The sequence below is a fragment of the Candidatus Hoaglandella endobia genome, from assembly GCF_900044015.1.
Taxonomy (GTDB): domain Bacteria; phylum Pseudomonadota; class Gammaproteobacteria; order Enterobacterales; family Enterobacteriaceae; genus Hoaglandella; species Hoaglandella endobia.
On sequence record NZ_LN999835.1, the window covers coordinates 486280 to 504516 of the forward strand.

The window sequence follows — 18237 nt, forward strand, 5'->3', positions numbered from 1 at the left end:
ATTTAATCAACCAGAAAATATTACTCCTAAGTCACAATAAGATTAGCATCGCTTTATTATGTTTTTAGGTCTAGAAAAAAATATAATTTATTAAATAAATAACTATTATTGATAGTTAATAGAACAATACATTTATATATTTTTATTACCTTAAATTATGGCTTTGATGGCTTTGTTAGTATTGCGTTAAGTTATTTAACTACTTGTTAAGATATTGATTATTCTATTAGTAATAATTTTAGTATTTTGTTTATCGGTACTAATAGTTATATCTGCAATTTTTTTATATAGATGATCACGATCGCGCGCTAGTTCTTCTAAAAAATCGCGTGTCGGCACTTTTAGTTGCTGTAACAGTGGTCTATGTTTATTATATTTAGTCCGGGCGAGCTGTTTTTCAATGGTTATTGTGAGATAAACAACCACACCGCGGGCGGTTAGTAGATTTTGAGTTTCCCTCATTTTTACAGAGCCGCCGCCAGTAGCCAGTATAATTCCCCTCTTTTTCGTTAATTCGTTGATAATTCTTTCTTCGCGATTGCGAAAGCTATTTTCACCTTCCAAGTCAAATACCCAGCCTATATCAACCCCAGTACTTCGCTCAATTTCTTTATCAGAATCAAAAAACTTTAAATTAAGTTGTTGAGCTAACTGACGTCCAATAGTACTTTTACCTGCACCCATAGGCCCAACTAAAAAAATATTGCGTTTTTCTGCCATATAGTAGGTCTTATTTACTAAGATTATTCGTTATAATTTTTGCTCTATTAAACTATTTGCTTGCTTGGTAGTCTTATAACTAATAAAATTATTAGTTAGATTAATTTAATATATATCATTTGATATGGTATATATTAAATTATTTATCTTTAATTAAAATTATAAATATATCTTAATATTGTAAGTAAATTAGCTGGTAGTAGCAAACTAATGCTAATTAAATTATAACTAATAGTTAGTAGTTTATAAATTAATATTGAGGTAACCTACCTAATTTGACTAAGTTAGTCACGATGCTTTATTCTACACATATTATGTGTAAATATATTGTGTTCATTATAAATTAGCTGTCGCCATAATACTCGTTTTGCTTCTGCGTTATCCGCCAGCGCTGCAAGCGATGAGCTAAAAAAAGCAAACCCTTCAAACTCTCGACAGGCTTTAAGTCCAATCCACCAGCAGTGACAGCACACGTCGTCTGGTAACATCATTACCTGTTTAGGCGTCAGAGCATAAATTTGTTCTGGAGTTAGCTTCAAACTGCGTGCTATATCGGCTACCAGCGGTAGATTTACTTGAGGAGGTGAATTAGCTACTAATAATAAATAAACATTATTGGGTAATTTAACCGTAAATTCTCCCTGCAATAATGAATGACGTCGCAGTTTCCATTGGGTAATTCCCAGTCGTTTTAACATCCAGTCGCGCTTTGTTGTCATTTTCTTGTTATTCACTAACCATAATTTATAATCGTAATAGTTGATTCATTCTTCGTCAGCAAAAAAAAATGTTTTAAAAGAAAATTATAATAGCCGTTGATATATAGCATTCATATGTAGGTTTTTACGGGTTCATACTGCTTGGTATAAACATACCAAGCTAGTAGAGGGCTTTGATATACTAACTTTATTTTTGAAGTCATAAGCAGTACAGAAGTAATGTTAGAAGCGTGGTGCCCAACTTCTCAAAAAAAGACAGCTAATAATTGTTACTTTTTACCTTAAATCTACCAGATTGTAACTAATATCGTCCGGCAGCGCCTACGCTGGCAGCTAGGTATGTTACTTTTATTGAAAGCTTTTCTTTCTTAAGCTGATCTACTTGATAAAGTATTTGGTAGCTATCACATATGTTTGCACAAGATAGTCATCTTAAAGTTGATCAAGCGTTTAATAAACTAAAATATGTAGAGTGCGTTTTTCAGTAAACAAACGCAAAATTACAGAATCATCTATTTTTCTTAATTTAATTAAAATCATTACTAATGAACTTAGTACCAATTAATTTAATACTACGTTAATATATGTTATTGGTGCCGAAGGCCGGATTTGAACCGGCATACCTGAAGGTGGTTGATTTTGAATCAACTGCGTCTACCAATTTCGCCACTTCGGCATACAATGATATTATATAAATTGATAAATAATAATCTGCTTTTTAATGTTAGCTATATTTCATACAAAGCATTGAATCTTAAAATTTACTCATATTGACCTAGACTAGGTATGAATAACTATACTATAATTACATAGTATATATTTTTGAATAAAACTGTAATTTAGAATAATTATTTTAATTTAAAATTAAATGGCATTTTTAAAATTTAAAATTAAAAAAACAGCCATTTTTTGTTTATTTGAAACATCTTTATCAGTTACCATCATTAACTACTCTTATTTATATTTCATAAAAGCATATTTTACTATGACTCAAGTAGCAAAGAAAATATTGGTAACTTGTGCATTACCATACGCTAATGGTTCCATTCATCTTGGCCATATGCTAGAGCATATTCAGGCAGATATCTGGGTTCGTTACCAACGAATGCGTGGTAATCAGGTTTATTTTATCTGTGCCGATGACGCTCATGGTACCCCTATTATGCTAAAAGCGCAACAGTTGGGTATAACCCCTGAAGCGATGATAAATAAAATTAACCTAGAGCATCAGAAAGATTTTAAAGGGTTTAATATAAGTTATGACAACTACCATTCAACGCATAGCGAGGAAAATTACGCGTTGTCTAAGATTATCTATCAGAGGCTAAAAGAGAATGGTTTTATTAAATCACATAATATTGCTCAGTTATTCGATCCAGAAAAAGGTATGTTTCTGCCCGATCGTTTTGTAAGAGGAAGCTGCCCAAAATGTTATTCATCTGATCAATATGGTGATAATTGTGAAGTCTGTGGTACAACCTATAATCCGACTGATCTCATTAATCCTAAGTCTGCTGTTTCTGGAGTCACCCCAGAAATAAGGGAATCCGAGCATATTTTCTTTGATTTGCCAGCTTTCAGTGAGATGCTACAGGCTTGGACGCGCTCCGGAGCACTACAAGAGCAAGTAGCAAATAAAATGCAAGAGTGGTTCGCATCAGGATTAAAGCAGTGGGATATTTGCCGTGATGCACCCTATTTCGGTTTTGAAGTACCAGATTCACCGGGTAAATACTTTTATGTCTGGCTTGATGCTCCTATCGGTTATATGGGTTCTTTTGAGAATCTCTGTCGTAAACGCAGTAACATCAGTTTTGATGAGTTTTGGAATATTGATTCCAAAGCAGATCTTTACCATTTTATTGGTAAAGATATCGTTTATTTTCATAGTCTATTTTGGTCGGCCATACTAGAAGGCAGCCATTTTCGCAAGCCAACCAATTTGTTTGTTCATGGCTATTTGACTGTTAACGGCACTAAGATGTCTAAATCAAGGGGTATATTCATTAAAGCCAGTACCTATTTAGCATATCTGGATGCGGATTGCTTACGTTATTATTATGCAGCTAAACTGTCTTCTCGCATAGATGATATTGATCTCAACCTAAAAGACTTTGTGCAACGGGTGAATGCCGATATAGTCAATAAAGTTGTAAATCTAGCTTCGCGTAATGCGAGCTTTATTAATAAACGCTTTAATGGCCAATTATCTACTAAATCTAGCCTTACCGATCAGGCTCTGTATGATACTTTTGTTGAGGCTGCAATATCTATAGGTGAGGCTTATAGCAATAGGGAAACTAGCCGTGCTATCCGCAAGATCATGGCACTGGCAGATCTAGCAAATCGCTATGTGGATGAACAGGCTCCCTGGAGCGTAGCGAAGCAAAAGGGACGAGATGAAGATCTGCAAAAAATATGTTCAATGGGTATTGAACTATTCCGATTATTGATGACGTATTTAAAACCGGTTCTACCATCGCTCGCAGAGCGAGCTGAAGTATTTCTCAATTCATCGCTGACTTGGAACTCTATCGAGTCTCCGCTAGGTGCCCACCGTATTCGGTCTTTTAAGACATTATTTAACCGTATCGAAATGGCTACTGTAGAGAACATGATTAATACTTCAATCCAGGAAGCAGCAATGGCTAATGAGCCAGCAAGATGCTAAAGGCTGCTAAAACATTAATAAAAATAAACCCGATTACTATCGGATAGTCTCTAGATTGCTTATCTATCTAAAAATAAAAAAAGAAATTTATACATTTTTTAGAACACCACCTAACTATTAAAATGTAATAGTGATAGCTAAATTAGCGCTATTCTAAAAGTCGATATAAAATAAACATGGATGTATGATGTTATGAAAGGAGCTCCCCCGTTAATTAGAGCGCTATTGCTTACGTCATTAATTTTAACAATCGGACGCGGGCTAACGCTACCGTTTCTAGCTATTTTTTTAACACAACAACGCTTTATGACACCCGTGCAAACTGGGTTAGTACTGGGCGCCGGTTTAACTTTAGCTATTTTGTTAAGCCTATATGGTGGTTATCTAGTAGATAGCTTTCCTAAGACACGCTTAATTTTATGCTCTATGGTATGTTTGGGTGTTAGCTTTTTCTTGTTACCTTTAACCGCTTCAGTAATATTTCTTATTATACTGATGGCGTTAATAAACTTTTCTTACTCACTCTTCAGTCTGAGTATAAAAGCTATTTTGGCAGAATGGCTGACAGTCAGCGATCGCATTAAGGCTTTTTCTGCTAACCATACTCTAGTTAACGTGGGTTGGGCAGTTGGTCCTCCTCTTAGCGTTGCGATAGCCGTTAAGCATCCGCTATCTCCTTTTTTTTTAGCTGGTATTATAAGTTTAATGGCCACTTTGCTATTGGGTAAATTGCTACCAAACTTCGGATCTACGCCACAGCAAAAGGTAGAGAAAAGCTCGTCTGTGACTAAACAACGATATAATTTTAGCCAAACATTATCTATTCTAAGCCGTGATTGGCGTTTTGTTTGGTTCATTCTCGGTGGCACACTTGGTAGTTTTGTTAGTAGCCAATTTGCAAGCTGCATTTCCCAATATTTAATGATTGCCTTTGATCCTGACTTTGCCTATAAGGTATTAGGCATAATTTTGCCAATAAATGCCAGTATCGTTGTTTTGTTACAATACTTAATTAGCCGTAATATTACCCGTGAGGCTCTAATGAAATGGCTCACCTTTGGTAGTATATTTTTTCTTTGCGGACTAATATTAATTATTTTTGCGCAGCGCTCTATTCAATTATGGATTATAGCTATCGCTATTTTCTCGCTTGGAGAGATTATTTTCATTCCAGTTGAATATATATTTGTCGATTTTATAGCACCTACCAATCTAAAAGGTAGCTATTACGGCATGCAAAATATCAGTAGTCTGGGTGGTGCGGTCAATCCTTTATTAACCGGCATATTACTAACATATACACCACCAATAACTATCTTTGTAGTAATGATGTTGGCAACACTATTAAGTTTATATTTATTTTTGAAAGGTTTTCTTCTAGCTATAAAGTGTAGTCGTACTGGCGAGTAATAGTATTATTTTGTAAAAACATAGATCCTACATAAAATAGTAAATTAGTAATTTACAGGTAACTGCTTAAAAGATAATAGTTACGGAAACCGGCTTATCATAACCTCCTTCTAGGAGGCAGATTTTAACTAAAAAACTAAAATACATTTTTTAAAATTATTGATATTTTTAAAGAAAAATTCTATTTATTTCTATAAATAAAGCTTATCTGCTTTTTAAGCAATACGGCTTATTTTTTACAATCTCTCAATTTAAGAGGCGTAAATTTAGTGGTTTTTAAGCAGTGAGTCTTCTTTATTGTTTGATGGTTACTGGCCCGGCTTATGGTAACCAACGCGCTAGCAGTGCATTGCAGTTTTCGCAAGCACTATTTGCGAGTGGGCACCAAATTAGCACCATCTTTTTCTATCAAGAAGGGGTATATAATGCCAACCGCTTTAGTGCTCCGGCTATTGATGAGGTGGATATTGTACGTGCTTGGCATAAGCTAGCGACACAGTATCAGATTACCCTGCATGTCTGTATTGCCGCTGCGCTACGTCGCGGTGTAACCAATGCTGAGCAAGCGGAACTAATTGCTTTAGCCGGAGATAATCTCCAGTCGAGCTTTCATCTCAGCGGCCTAGGCAAACTAGCTGAGGCCTTGCTCGAATGCGATCGTTTTATTCAGTTTTAGAAAAATGAATAGTATTGCATTTGTTTTCACCTCCGGACCGCATGGCTCTGCCGCTGGAAGAGAAGGATTAGATGCTCTGCTGGCGACTTCTGTACTAAATGAAGATATCGGTGTTTTTTTTATTTCAGACGGCGTTTTATTGCTACTGGCACAGCAGCAGCCAGCGCATATTTTAGCGCGGAACTTTATTGCTACTTTCGGCGTTCTATCACTGTATGATAAGTATCAACTATACATTTGCGCTGACTCGGTAGCTGAGAGAGGACTAGTTACTAACGCTAGTAGCTGGGTGCTAAAACCTAAATTGCTACCGGCAAAAGAATGGCGCAAGTGCCTAGATAACTTTAATTTTATGTTGACGTTCTAAACTAATAAGTACAGATGCTATATATTCTGAGTCGTTCTCCATATAATTTTGATCTCAAGGCTCTGCTACGTACCGTACAGCTAGGCGATTGTCTGCTATTACTGTCTGATGGTGTTATTGCTGGTCTTTCAGGAACATCGGCCTGGCGTCTACTTAGCGCTACTAATTTAACTCTCTATGCTCTTTTAAATGATATTACAGCTCGAGGGCTGACAACTTATTTTTCGCGTAATATAATAATGATTAGTTATACTGATTTTGTTGGCTTGACAGAAAAACACCCACAGTGTATGGCATGGTAAGTGATTATAAAATTATATATTTTACATCATATATACTTATCTTGACACTGTTATCTGTTAGATATATAATTTTTGCTTTTTAGTTATTCATTTCTTCTTATCATTTAGAATAAAAGAAAAAATACATTTTTTAAGTAAAAAAATCTAGGAACTGTATTAAATGGCAACAATTAACCAGCTAGTACGAAAACCACGTTCTATAAAAGTTGCTAAAAGCAATGTTCCGGCGTTGGAATCGTGCCCTCAAAAACGTGGCGTATGTACTAGAGTGTATACTACCACTCCAAAAAAACCGAATTCCGCTCTGCGGAAGGTATGCCGAGTTCGCTTAACTAATGGTTTTGAAGTTACCTCTTATATTGGTGGTGAGGGGCATAATCTTCAGGAGCATTCAGTGGTTCTGATCCGTGGCGGTCGCGTTAAAGACTTACCAGGTGTCCGTTACCACACTATTCGTGGCACCCTTGACTGCTCAGGTGTTAAAGATCGCAAGCAGGGCCGCTCTAAGTACGGCGTGAAGAAGCCAAAGGCTTAAGATGAAGTACTTGATCTAATTTTGAATAATTATGAATTAGCAATGGAGTATATTTATGCCACGGCGTCGCGTTATTAGTCAACGTAAAATACTGCCAGATCCGAAGTTTGGATCTGAGCTTTTAGCAAAATTTATTAATATTTTGATGGTCAATGGTAAGAAATCTACAGCAGAAGCAATCGTCTATACTGCACTTGAGACCATTGCTCAGCGTTCTGGTAAAAACCATCTGGAAGTTTTTGAAATTGCACTAGATAATGTGCGTCCAACTGTTGAAGTCAAGTCGCGCCGTGTTGGTGGGTCAACCTATCAGGTCCCAGTAGAAGTTCGTCCGATCCGTCGTCATGCCCTTGCAATGCGTTGGATCGTTGAAGCTGCTCGTAAGCGCAGTGATAAATCTATGGCTCTGCGTTTAGCAAACGAACTTTCCAATGCAGCAGAAAATAAAGGTACTGCTGTGAAGAAACGTGAAGATGTTCACCGTATGGCAGATGCAAATAAGGCCTTTACTCATTATCGCTGGTAATCGTGTTATAGTAGTCACTGTTAAACTAGCAGAAGTTTATGAAGCGTTCCATCCTGGTGGTTAGTATCGAAATTCCAGTAATCGAGGATTTAAATGGCTCGTATAACACCCATTACACGCTATCGTAATATTGGTATTAGTGCGCATATCGATGCAGGTAAAACTACTACTACTGAGCGTATTTTATTCTATACTGGTGTCAACCATAAGATTGGTGAAGTTCATAATGGCGCAGCAACCATGGACTGGATGACCCAAGAACAAGAACGTGGTATCACCATTACTTCCGCTGCAACTACTTGTTTTTGGGCTGGTATGGCAAATCAATTTGATTTGCACCGTATCAATATCATCGATACTCCAGGACATGTTGATTTCACTATTGAAGTAGAGCGTTCCATGCGTGTCCTCGATGGAGCTGTTATGGTATATTGTGCGGTGGGCGGTGTTCAACCACAGTCTGAAACTGTATGGCGTCAGGCAAATAAGTATAAAGTGCCGCGTATAGCATTTGTTAATAAGATGGACCGGATGGGAGCTAATTATTTACGCGTGGTAGAACAGTTAAAAACCCGTCTTGCTGCTAATCCAGTTCCTATTCAGCTGGCAATTGGTGCAGAAGAAAACTTTACTGGTGTGATCGATCTAGTAAAAATGAAAGCACTTCACTGGAGTGAAGCTGATCAAGGAGTTACCTTTACTTACGAAAATATCCCAAACGATCTTATCGAACTAGCTAATAAGTGGCATCAGCATTTGGTTGAATTTGCAGCAGAAGCGTCTGAAAAGCTGCTAGATAAATACTTAGTCGGTGAAGAGCTAAGCGAAGCAGAAATTAAAGACGGTCTACGTCAGCGCGTTCTGAAGAATGAAATCATTCTAGTAACCTGTGGTTCCGCCTTTAAAAATAAAGGTGTACAAGCTATGCTAGATGCAGTAATAGAATATCTACCTGCACCTACCGATATACCATCTATTAAGGGAGTATTAGACAATGGCAAGATTCATGCAGAGCGTCATTCGAGAGATAATGAACCGTTTTCTGCTCTAGCATTCAAAATAGCTACTGACCAGTTTGTGGGTAATCTGACCTTCTTTCGCGTTTATTCAGGTGTAGTAAACTCCGGCGATACAGTACTTAATTCAGTAAAAGAAAAGCGCGAACGTTTCGGTCGTATCGTGCAGATGCACGCTAATAAACGTGAAAAAATTAGTGAAGTACGCGCTGGAGATATCGCTGCGGCTATAGGTTTAAAAGATGTGACAACCGGGGATACATTATGCGATCCATCAGCTCCAATTATCCTTGAGCGAATGGAGTTCCCTGAACCAGTCATCTCTGTCGCTGTTGAACCAAAAACTAGAGCTGACCAAGAAAAAATGAGTTTGGCGTTGGGTCGTCTGGCGCAGGAAGATCCATCTTTCCGTGTACGTACCGACGAGGAATCTGGTCAGACTATTATCGCCGGTATGGGTGAGTTGCATCTGGAAATTCTGGTTGATCGTATGCGTCGCGAATTTAATGTAGAAGCTAACGTCGGTAAGCCCCAAGTAGCCTATCGCGAAACCATCCGCAAAACTGTAAAGCAAGAAGGAAAATTTATTCGTCAGTCCGGCGGACGTGGCCAGTTTGGTCATGTTTGGCTTCGTATTGAGCCGATGGAACCAGGTGATAAAAACTATGAATTCTTGAATGAAATCGTCGGTGGCGTCGTGCCTAAGGAATATATCCCAGCAGTAGATAAAGGCATCCAGGAACAGATAAAGAGTGGTATATTAGCTGGTTACCCAATTGTAGATATTCGGGTGGCTGCCTTTGATGGTTCTTATCACGAAGTTGATTCTTCGGAAATGGCTTTTAAAATTGCAGGCTCAATAGCCTTCAAAGAAGGATTTATGAAGGCGCAACCTATTTTACTGGAGCCTATTATGAAAGTTGAAATTGAAACACCTGAAGATTATATGGGTGACGTGATTGGTGACTTGAATCGTCGTCGTGGTACAATTGAAGGGATGGAAGACACCACAACAGGTAAAACTATACGTGCGCGGGTACCTTTATCTGAAATGTTTGGTTATGCCACTGATTTGCGTTCACAGACTCAGGGCCGTGCTTCTTATTCTATGGAGTTTTTGAAATATAATGAAGCACCAAATAATGTTGCTCAGGCTATTATTGAAGCCCGCAACTCTCACTAATGAAAATTATTCTCATAATATATGAAAACTACTGCTCGTCACGAGCAGTTTGAAAAAAAAGAGTTTAATCAAGTACTAGCTAAGCTAATTTTATTGATTTTAATCAAGACGCATCTCCAGTCCAGTTTTATATTTTTAATAAAAATTAAAATTATATATTTTATTACTACAATGGAAGTAATGGAAAGAAATAAAGGCTGTAGCAATAAATATAATTTTTATAGGCTAAAAACTACCAGTTTTTTTTACTATTTATATTGACTAAAATCTTCTAACTGCCAGAAACAGAAAAATAGTTATGCCTGATAGATGGACTACCTGCGTTTTAATGGACATTTAATATCCATGTCATTGAAGGAGTTATCCTATATAGGTTTTTATGATGATGAAGAATAAAGTGCAAGGATATTGGCGTAGCCTAGAAGTAATAAAGTGGTTAGTTATCGCGATTATGTTTATCGTAGTTATCATCGGTAACTATTTTTACCGTGATTATAGCTTATCTCTTAGAGCGCTAGTAGTCATGCTGATTATCGCTATTGCTTGCAGTGTGGCAATGATGACTAATAAATGCAAGTTTATCGTTATGTTTACGCGTGAAGCGCGCACCGAATTACGTAAAGTAATTTGGCCTACTCGCCAAAAAACGTTAAATATTACGTTAATCGTCGCTGCAGTTACCGCTATTATGTCATTAATTCTGTGGGGACTAGATAGCATTCTAGTCCATTTAGTATCTTTTATCATTGGCCTGAGGTTCTAATGTCCGAAGCGTTAAAAAAGCGCTGGTACGTCGTTCAGGCGTTTTCCAGCTTTGAGGGACGTGTAGCGCAGTCTCTTCGAGAACATATTAAGCTGTATGATATGGAAAAGCTATTTGGAGACGTGATGGTTCCCACAGAAGAAGTAGTTGAAATCAGAAGCGGTCAGCGCCGTAAAAGCGAACGTAAATTTTTTCCAGGCTATGTTCTAGTACAGATGGTAATGAATGATGCTAGTTGGCATTTAGTGCGTAGCATACCGCGTGTTCTGGGTTTCATCGGCGGTACCTCCGATCATCCAACCCCTATAAGTGATAAAGAAGTTGAATCTATTATGAATCGTTTGCAGCAAGTTGGTGATAAGCCACGGCCAAAAACGCTATTTGAACCTGGAGAACTAGTCCGCGTTAATGACGGTCCCTTTGCTGATTTTAATGGTATGGTAGAAGAAGTAGATTACGAAAAGAGTCGCTTGAAAGTATCAGTTTCAATCTTTGGCCGTGCCACCCCGGTTGAGCTAGATTTTGGTCAAGTTGAAAAAGGTTAAAAAAACTAATTCATTAAACAGTAAGTATTAAAATTAATTAAGAAATTCTTTTCTTATACATTATTGAGTAATTTTTATAAAGGAAAACAATATGGCTAGTAAGAAAATACAAGCCTCTGTCAAACTACAGGTTGCTGCAGGTATGGCAAACCCTAGTCCTCCGGTAGGTCCAGTTCTTGGTCAACAGGGCGTTAACATCATGGAATTTTGTAAAGCCTTCAATGCAAAAACTGAAAGTATTGAAAAGGGTTTACCGATTCCAGTTGTTATAACCGTTTACTCTGACCGTTCTTTCACTTTTGTTACCAAAACACCTCCGACTGCTGTACTGCTGAAAAAAGCTGCAGGTATCAAATCTGGTTCCAGTAAACCTAATCAAAATAAGGTTGGTAAAGTAACTAGTACGCAGATTAGCGAAATCGCTGTTACTAAAGCAGCTGATATGACTGGTGCTGATGTGCAAGCAAGGTTCCGCTCAATTGCTGGTACTGCACGTTCCATGGGCATCCTCCTGGAGACTTAATAATGGCTAAAGTTACTAAGCGCATGCGTTTAATCCGCAATAAAGTTAATACAAATAAACAGTACGAAATATTTGAAGCCGTGGCTTTACTTAAAGAACTTGCCACAGCTAAGTTCATCGAAAGCTTTGATGTTGCTGTTCAACTAGGCATTGATGCTCGTAAATCAGACCAGTACTTACGTGGCGCTATCGTCTTGCCGCACGGCACTGGCCGCAGCATTCGTGTCGCCGTGTTTACACAGGGCGACAATGTTGAAGCGGCGCAGGCCGCTGGCGCAGATTTAGTTGATATGGATAAGTTAGCTAATCAAATAAAAAAGGGCGAGTTTAATTTCGATGTAGTTATCGCTTCCCCAGATGCTATGCGTTTTGTGGGCCAGTTTGGCCAGATTCTAGGCCCTAGAGGACTAATGCCTAACCCAAAGTTAGGCACTGTAACTCAGAACATTGCTGAAGCAGTTAAAAACGCCAAAGCTGGTCAGATACGTTACCGTAATGATAAAAATGGCATAATTCATACAACTATTGGTAAAGTTGATTTCAAATTTGAGAAACTAAAGGAAAATCTAGAAGCTCTGCTCATTGCGTTAAAAAAAGCTAAACCAACGCATACTAAGGGAGTCTATATTAAGAAAATAAGCCTATCTACTACTATGGGTGCGGGCTTGTCAATCGATCAAAATAGCCTGTCTATAACAACCGCTTAATTATTCCTTTACGCGGACGTTAGATTTCTCTAAAATTTAATGTAATACCTTTTCAGAGTAATTACTTTACAATATCTTGCGTAAGACCAGGATTTTTTTCTTCTTTTACCATCATTTTGACGGTACTTAAACGTAAAGTAAATTACAGGATCTTTTCCCCAGCTAAATTAGGAGCAAAAGCTTATGGCATTAAATCTTCAAGACAAACAAGCTATTGTTGCTAAAGTCAGTAAAATAGCCAAAAGCGCGCTGTCTGTAGTCATTGCAGATTCCTGCGGTATCACCGTGGATAAAATGACTGAACTGCGTAAAGCTGGTCGTAAAGCTGGTATTTATATGCGAGTTATTCGTAATACGCTGATGCGTCGCGTAGTTAAAGGCACTACTTTCGAATGCTTAAAAAGCACATTTGTTGGTCCTACTTTGGTTGCATTTTCAAATGAACACCCGGGTGCAGCCGCTCGTTTGTTTAAAGTTTTTTCCAATAAAAATGATAATTTTAAGATTAAAGCAGCAGCTTTTGAAGGTGAGTTAATTTTGGCATCACAAATCGATAAATTAGCAACTATGCCTACTTACGACGAAGTAATTGTCCATCTGATGTTGACTATACAAGAAGCCTCTGCAGTTAAACTAGTTCGCCTCTTGGCCGTTCTACGTAATCAGAAAGAAACGGCAAGAAAAGAAACGGCATGAGCAGCTTTTATCTTGAAACTACTATAAACTTATAAACAATCTCTAACATTCTAGGAATATTTGTTATGTCTTCTATCACTAAAGAACAAATTATTGATGCGGTTGCGGACATGTCCGTTATGGACGTAGTTGAACTGATATCCATGATGGAAAAAAAATTCGGTGTTTCTGCCTCTACAGTTGCAGTTTCTGTGGGTGATTCAGTTGAAGCTGGAGAAGAAAAAACCGAGTTTAACGTTGTCTTGAGCTCTTTCGGCGTAAATAAAGTAGCCGTAATTAAAACCGTGCGTAACGCTACCGGTCTGGGCCTGAAAGAAGCCAAAGACTTGGTTGAATCAGCACCTGTCACTCTAAAAGAAGGTATAAATAAATCTGAAGCAGATGCTTTGAAGCAAGCTTTGGAAGAAGCAGGGGCTTCTGTTGAACTTAAATAACTTAACCTTTCAGGTGGTTTTAACCTCCTGCTAAGCTTGATGGCTGGTAGTTGTCAAGTTATCAGCTTTTTTACGCTCTTTATATACGCTCTATAATAGCTATCTAGAACTAGATGAACTAAAAAAATAAAACTAGAGGCATTTACACTATTTAGCATCTAACTAATTAATTTTAATACATTTTATCTATATATTTAATAGTATTGCATCATCTATTGATGACATCGTGTTGAGCAAAGTGCAGCAATATGATTTACGTTTTAATAAAATAGTTTTTTGCAAAAAAACTCTCAGCTTTCCGATCGCGATAAAAAATTTTGCAATGTTGCTTGTCCTGTCCCTAGTTAGGACAGATAGAGAGTGTGTTGACTTGTCAGCTAGCTAAGGAACCCTATGGTTTACTCCTATACCGAAAAAAAACGTATTCGTAAGGACTTCGGAAAACTTCCGCAGGTTTTAGACATTCCCTACCTTCTTTCTATCCAGCTTGATTCTTTCAAAAAGTTCATCGAGCAAGATCATGAAGGTCAGTACGGTCTGGAAGCAGCTTTCCGATCCGTATTTCCTATACAAAGCTACAGCGGCAACTCTGAATTGCAGTATGTCAGTTACCGTTTAGGTGAACCTGTGTTTGATGTTAAAGAATGCCAAATCCGAGGTATGACTTATTCTGCCCCACTGCGTGTCAAGCTACGTCTTATTATTTATGAGCGCGAAGCGCCTGAAGGGACAGTGAAAAACATTAAAGAGCAGGAAGTTTACATGGGCGAAATTCCTCTCATGACCGAGAATGGCACATTTATTATCAACGGTACTGAACGTGTTATCGTTTCCCAGTTACACCGCAGCCCCGGTGTATTCTTTGATAGCGACAAAGGTAAAACTCACTCTTCTGGTAAAGTATTATATAACGCGCGTATTATTCCTTACCGCGGTTCTTGGCTGGATTTTGAATTTGACCCGAAAGATAATTTGTTTTTCCGTATTGACCGACGTCGTAAATTACCGGCAACTATTATTTTACGCGCGCTGAACTATGACACTTACCAGATTTTAGATCTGTTTTTCGATAAAATTATTTACGAAATTCATGCTAAAACATGGCAAATGAGGCTGGTTCCTGAGCGTTTACGCGGTGAAACCGCCTCGTTTGATATTAAGTCAAACAGTACTGATACTGTTTATGTTGAAAAAGGCCGCCGTATTACGGCAAACCATATACGTCAGCTTGAAAAAGACGGTATAACACAGATTGAAGTTCCAGTTGAATATCTTATTGGTAAAGTGGTCATAAAAGATTACTTAAATGAAAGCACTGGTGAAATTATTATTTCCGCAAATATGGAACTAACACTGGATCTAATATCTAAACTGAACCAGGCTGGACATAAAAGTATAGAAACATTGTTTACTAATGAGTTAGACCACGGCGCTTATATATCAGAGACGCTTCTAGTTGACCCCACTAGTGACCGGTTGAGTGCACTTGTAGAAATCTACCGTATGATGCGACCCGGCGAGCCGCCGACCCGTGAAGCGGCTGAGCAACTGTTTGAAAATCTATTTTTTTCAGAGGAACGTTACGATTTATCTGCGGTAGGCCGGATGAAATTTAATCGTTCGCTGCTACGCGAAACAATTGAAGGTTTAAGTATTCTCAGCAAAGAGGATATTATTGACGTGATAAAAAAACTTATTGATATTCGTAACGGTAAAGGCGAAGTTGATGATATCGATCACCTTGGCAATCGTCGTATTCGTTCGGTAGGAGAAATGGCAGAAAATCAGTTCCGCATTGGTCTAGTGCGTGTAGAACGTGCGGTAAAGGAGCGTCTATCTTTAGGCGATTTAGATAGTCTAATGCCACAGGATATGATTAATGCCAAGCCAATTTCAGCTGCAGTAAAAGAGTTCTTCGGTTCCAGCCAGTTGTCGCAATTTATGGATCAGAATAACCCGCTATCTGAAATTACTCATAAGCGCCGTATATCAGCCCTTGGCCCTGGCGGTTTAACCCGTGAGCGGGCGGGTTTTGAAGTGCGTGATGTGCATCCTACCCATTACGGACGCGTCTGCCCCATCGAGACCCCAGAAGGACCAAATATCGGCCTTATTAACTCACTGTCTGTTTATGCACAGACTAATGAATATGGTTTCTTGGAAACTCCGTACCGGAGCGTGCAGAACGGTGTGGTTACCGATGAAATTCATTATCTCTCTGCTATTGAAGAAGGTAATTTCGTAATCGCGCAGGCTAATACAAAACTTAGTGAAGACGGCCGTTTCGTAGACGATTTGGTCACCTGTCGCAGCAAAGGTGAATCAAGTCTATTTAATCGCGATCAGGTCGATTATATGGACGTTTCCACTCAGCAAGTAGTTTCGGTAGGCGCTTCTTTGATTCCCTTTTTGGAGCACGATGATGCTAATCGCGCCTTAATGGGGGCAAATATGCAGCGCCAGGCGGTGCCTCCCCTGCGCACAGATAAACCACTTGTTGGCACTGGTATGGAGCGCGCTGTAGCAGTAGATTCTGGTGTTACATCCGTGGCAAAACGCGGTGGTACCGTACAGTACGTAGATGCTTCACGTATTGTAATTAATGTCAATTTAGATGAAATGTATCCGGGCGAAGCAGGTATTGATATTTATAATTTAACGAAATATATTCGTTCTAACCAAAATACTTGTATCAACCAGACGCCCTGTATATCGTTGGGTGAACCAGTTGAGCGCGGTGACGTACTGGCTGATGGCCCGTCTACCGATTTAGGTGAGCTAGCACTAGGTCAGAATATGCGTATCGCGTTCATGCCGTGGAATGGCTACAACTTCGAAGATTCTATGCTCGTTTCCGAACGCGTAGTGCAAGAAGATCGTTTTACTACCATCCATATTCAGGAACTAGCGTGCTTTTCCCGCGATACTAAACTAGGTCCCGAAGAAATTACTGCTGACATTCCAAATGTTGGGGAAGTAGCGCTATCAAAACTAGATGAGTCAGGCATTGTATATATTGGCGCAGAAGTTACAGGCGGCGATATTTTAGTTGGCAAAGTAACGCCGAAAAGCGAAACACAATTAACACCAGAAGAAAAACTATTGCGTGCTATCTTCGGTGAAAAAGCCTCTGATACTAAGGATTCATCGCTGCGTGTTCCTAACGGAGTTTCCGGTACAGTGATCGATGTCCAGGTGTTTACCCGTGATGGAATAGAAAAAGATAAACGTGCACTAGAAATTGAAGAAATGCAGCTTAAAAAGGCTAAGAAAGATCTGACTGAAGAATTGCAAATTTTTGAAGCTGGTCTGTTTGCTCGTATTCATGATTTGTTGGTTTCCGGTGGTATCGAGACAGAGAAGCTAGACAATCTAATCCGTGAACGCTGGTTCGAACTAAGCCTGGCAGATAAAGCTAAACAGAATCAATTTGAACAGCTTACCAGACAGTACGAAGAGCTAAAGCGAGAATTTGAGAAGAAGCTTGAAGCTAAGCGCCATAAAATTACCCAAGGAGATGATTTAGCACCGGGCGTACTAAAAATTGTAAAGATATATCTAGCAGTAAAACGTCAGATACAGCCAGGCGATAAGATAGCTGGACGTCATGGGAACAAGGGTGTTGTCTCCAAGATCAACCCGATTGAAGATATGCCTTACGATGAGAATGGCGTCCCGGTAGATATCGTGCTGAATCCGCTTGGCGTACCGTCGCGTATGAATATCGGCCAGATACTGGAAACTCATTTAGGTATGGCGACTAAAGGCATCGGTGATAAAATCAATAAAATGCTCAAGCAGCACGAAAAAGTAGATAAGCTACGCGAGTTTATCCAGAAGGCTTATAATCTTGGTGACAACGTACGTCAAAAAGTGGATCTCAATACCTTCTCCGATGAGGAAATACTACGTCTAGCCGAAAATCTGAAGAAGGGCATGCCAATTGCTACTCCGGTTTTCGATGGCGCCAAAGAGAAAGAGATTAAGGCTTTGCTGCAGCTGGGCGGGTTGCCTACGTCCGGTCAGATTACCTTGTTTGATGGTCGCACTGGTGAGCAATTTGAGCGTCAGGTTACTGTAGGGTATATGTACATGTTAAAGTTAAATCATTTAGTAGACGATAAAATGCATGCTCGTTCTACTGGCTCATACAGTCTAGTGACCCAGCAGCCTCTAGGTGGAAAAGCGCAATTTGGCGGCCAGCGCTTTGGGGAAATGGAAGTATGGGCGCTAGAAGCCTATGGTGCTGCTTACACTCTGCAGGAAATGCTTACCGTTAAGTCAGATGATGTTAACGGTCGTACCAAGATGTATAAAAATATTGTGGATAGCCATCACCTGATGGAACCAGGGATGCCAGAATCCTTCAATGTCTTATTAAAAGAAATCAGTTCGCTAGGAATCAACATCGAGCTTGAAGAAGACTAATGTTTCCGCCTGGGGT

Annotated in this window: 16 protein-coding genes, 1 tRNA gene and 1 pseudogene; 15 read left to right on the top strand and 3 right to left on the bottom strand. The window is 39.0% G+C overall.

What is annotated here, in order from left to right:
- Positions 1–195: 195 nt before the first annotated feature.
- The 3 genes from aroK to A4A70_RS02200 all read right to left on the bottom strand — a co-directional run bounded on the left by aroK (position 196) and on the right by A4A70_RS02200 (position 2115).
- Positions 196–720 (bottom strand): shikimate kinase AroK, encoded by a 525-nt coding sequence (gene aroK / locus A4A70_RS02190; protein ID WP_067568024.1) that lies wholly within the window; start codon positions 718–720, stop codon positions 196–198.
- Positions 721–1004: 284 nt separating this feature from the next.
- Entirely contained in the window at positions 1005–1439 is a 435-nt protein-coding gene (locus A4A70_RS02195; RefSeq protein WP_067568026.1) for a DNA polymerase III subunit psi, read from the bottom strand.
- Between the two features lie 591 nt (positions 1440–2030).
- A tRNA-Leu gene (locus tag A4A70_RS02200) sits at positions 2031–2115 on the bottom strand.
- Positions 2116–2424: 309 nt separating this feature from the next.
- Between A4A70_RS02200 and metG the strand changes: the two are divergent.
- The 15 genes and pseudogenes from metG to rpoB all read left to right on the top strand — a co-directional run.
- Positions 2425–4077, top strand: a pseudogene (metG, locus tag A4A70_RS02205) (methionine--tRNA ligase); the annotation flags it as partial.
- A 213-nt stretch (positions 4078–4290) separates the two neighbouring features.
- Entirely contained in the window at positions 4291–5520 is a 1230-nt protein-coding gene (locus A4A70_RS02210; RefSeq protein ID WP_082798880.1) for an MFS transporter, read from the top strand.
- Between the two features lie 304 nt (positions 5521–5824).
- A complete protein-coding gene (gene tusD / locus A4A70_RS02215) occupies positions 5825–6196 on the top strand; it encodes a sulfurtransferase complex subunit TusD (protein WP_067568030.1) in 372 nt (123 codons plus the stop codon).
- A 4-nt stretch (positions 6197–6200) separates the two neighbouring features.
- Complete coding sequence (gene tusC / locus A4A70_RS02220) at positions 6201–6563, top strand: sulfurtransferase complex subunit TusC (RefSeq protein ID WP_067568032.1); 363 nt, start codon at positions 6201–6203, stop codon at positions 6561–6563.
- A 14-nt stretch (positions 6564–6577) separates the two neighbouring features.
- Positions 6578–6865, top strand: a complete 288-nt coding sequence (gene tusB, locus A4A70_RS02225) for a sulfurtransferase complex subunit TusB (RefSeq protein WP_067568034.1) — start codon at positions 6578–6580, stop codon at positions 6863–6865.
- Between the two features lie 160 nt (positions 6866–7025).
- On the top strand, positions 7026–7400 hold the full coding sequence (gene rpsL, locus A4A70_RS02230) for a 30S ribosomal protein S12 (protein ID WP_067568036.1): 375 nt from the start codon (positions 7026–7028) through the stop codon (positions 7398–7400).
- Between the two features lie 55 nt (positions 7401–7455).
- Positions 7456–7926, top strand: a complete 471-nt coding sequence (rpsG, locus tag A4A70_RS02235) for a 30S ribosomal protein S7 (RefSeq protein WP_067568038.1) — start codon at positions 7456–7458, stop codon at positions 7924–7926.
- A gap of 93 nt (positions 7927–8019) precedes the next feature.
- A complete protein-coding gene (gene fusA / locus A4A70_RS02240) occupies positions 8020–10125 on the top strand; it encodes an elongation factor G (protein WP_067568040.1) in 2106 nt (701 codons plus the stop codon).
- A 379-nt stretch (positions 10126–10504) separates the two neighbouring features.
- Positions 10505–10888 carry a preprotein translocase subunit SecE gene (secE, locus tag A4A70_RS02250; RefSeq protein WP_067568046.1) on the top strand — a complete coding sequence of 128 codons (384 nt, stop codon included), beginning with the start codon at positions 10505–10507 and terminating at the stop codon, positions 10886–10888.
- Positions 10888–11433: a transcription termination/antitermination protein NusG gene (gene nusG, locus A4A70_RS02255; protein ID WP_067568048.1), complete on the top strand. Its 546-nt coding sequence runs from the start codon at positions 10888–10890 to the stop codon at positions 11431–11433. Before secE ends, nusG begins: the two co-directional genes overlap by 1 nt.
- 91 nt (positions 11434–11524) lie before the next feature.
- Positions 11525–11956 (top strand): 50S ribosomal protein L11, encoded by a 432-nt coding sequence (rplK, locus tag A4A70_RS02260; RefSeq protein ID WP_067568050.1) that lies wholly within the window; start codon positions 11525–11527, stop codon positions 11954–11956.
- Positions 11957–11958: 2 nt separating this feature from the next.
- Entirely contained in the window at positions 11959–12663 is a 705-nt protein-coding gene (gene rplA, locus A4A70_RS02265) for a 50S ribosomal protein L1 (RefSeq protein WP_067568052.1), read from the top strand.
- Between the two features lie 183 nt (positions 12664–12846).
- Positions 12847–13359, top strand: coding sequence for a 50S ribosomal protein L10 (rplJ, locus tag A4A70_RS02270; RefSeq protein WP_067568054.1), 513 nt, complete (start codon positions 12847–12849; stop codon positions 13357–13359).
- 65 nt (positions 13360–13424) lie between these two features.
- Positions 13425–13793: a 50S ribosomal protein L7/L12 gene (rplL, locus tag A4A70_RS02275; RefSeq protein WP_067568055.1), complete on the top strand. Its 369-nt coding sequence runs from the start codon at positions 13425–13427 to the stop codon at positions 13791–13793.
- Positions 13794–14186: 393 nt separating this feature from the next.
- Positions 14187–18221 (top strand): DNA-directed RNA polymerase subunit beta, encoded by a 4035-nt coding sequence (rpoB, locus tag A4A70_RS02280; RefSeq protein WP_067568057.1) that lies wholly within the window; start codon positions 14187–14189, stop codon positions 18219–18221.
- Positions 18222–18237: the final 16 nt, after the last annotated feature.

Excerpts from the sequence above, each read along its gene's own strand:
- secE (WP_067568046.1), top strand. The coding sequence starts at position 10,505 with ATGATGATGAAGAATAAAGTGCAAGGATATTGGCGTAGCCTAGAAGTA.
- fusA (WP_067568040.1), top strand. The coding sequence starts at position 8,020 with ATGGCTCGTATAACACCCATTACACGCTATCGTAATATTGGTATTAGT.
- aroK (WP_067568024.1), bottom strand. The coding sequence starts at position 720 with ATGGCAGAAAAACGCAATATTTTTTTAGTTGGGCCTATGGGTGCAGGT.
- tusB (WP_067568034.1), top strand. The coding sequence starts at position 6,578 with ATGCTATATATTCTGAGTCGTTCTCCATATAATTTTGATCTCAAGGCT.
- rplL (WP_067568055.1), top strand. The coding sequence starts at position 13,425 with ATGTCTTCTATCACTAAAGAACAAATTATTGATGCGGTTGCGGACATG.
- rplJ (WP_067568054.1), top strand. The coding sequence starts at position 12,847 with ATGGCATTAAATCTTCAAGACAAACAAGCTATTGTTGCTAAAGTCAGT.
- nusG (WP_067568048.1), top strand. The coding sequence starts at position 10,888 with ATGTCCGAAGCGTTAAAAAAGCGCTGGTACGTCGTTCAGGCGTTTTCC.
- rpsL (WP_067568036.1), top strand. The coding sequence starts at position 7,026 with ATGGCAACAATTAACCAGCTAGTACGAAAACCACGTTCTATAAAAGTT.
- rpsG (WP_067568038.1), top strand. The coding sequence starts at position 7,456 with ATGCCACGGCGTCGCGTTATTAGTCAACGTAAAATACTGCCAGATCCG.
- tusC (WP_067568032.1), top strand. The coding sequence starts at position 6,201 with ATGAATAGTATTGCATTTGTTTTCACCTCCGGACCGCATGGCTCTGCC.
- rplA (WP_067568052.1), top strand. The coding sequence starts at position 11,959 with ATGGCTAAAGTTACTAAGCGCATGCGTTTAATCCGCAATAAAGTTAAT.
- A4A70_RS02195 (WP_067568026.1), bottom strand. The coding sequence starts at position 1,439 with ATGACAACAAAGCGCGACTGGATGTTAAAACGACTGGGAATTACCCAA.
- rpoB (WP_067568057.1), top strand. The coding sequence starts at position 14,187 with ATGGTTTACTCCTATACCGAAAAAAAACGTATTCGTAAGGACTTCGGA.
- tusD (WP_067568030.1), top strand. The coding sequence starts at position 5,825 with ATGGTTACTGGCCCGGCTTATGGTAACCAACGCGCTAGCAGTGCATTG.
- rplK (WP_067568050.1), top strand. The coding sequence starts at position 11,525 with ATGGCTAGTAAGAAAATACAAGCCTCTGTCAAACTACAGGTTGCTGCA.
- A4A70_RS02210 (WP_082798880.1), top strand. The coding sequence starts at position 4,291 with ATGTATGATGTTATGAAAGGAGCTCCCCCGTTAATTAGAGCGCTATTG.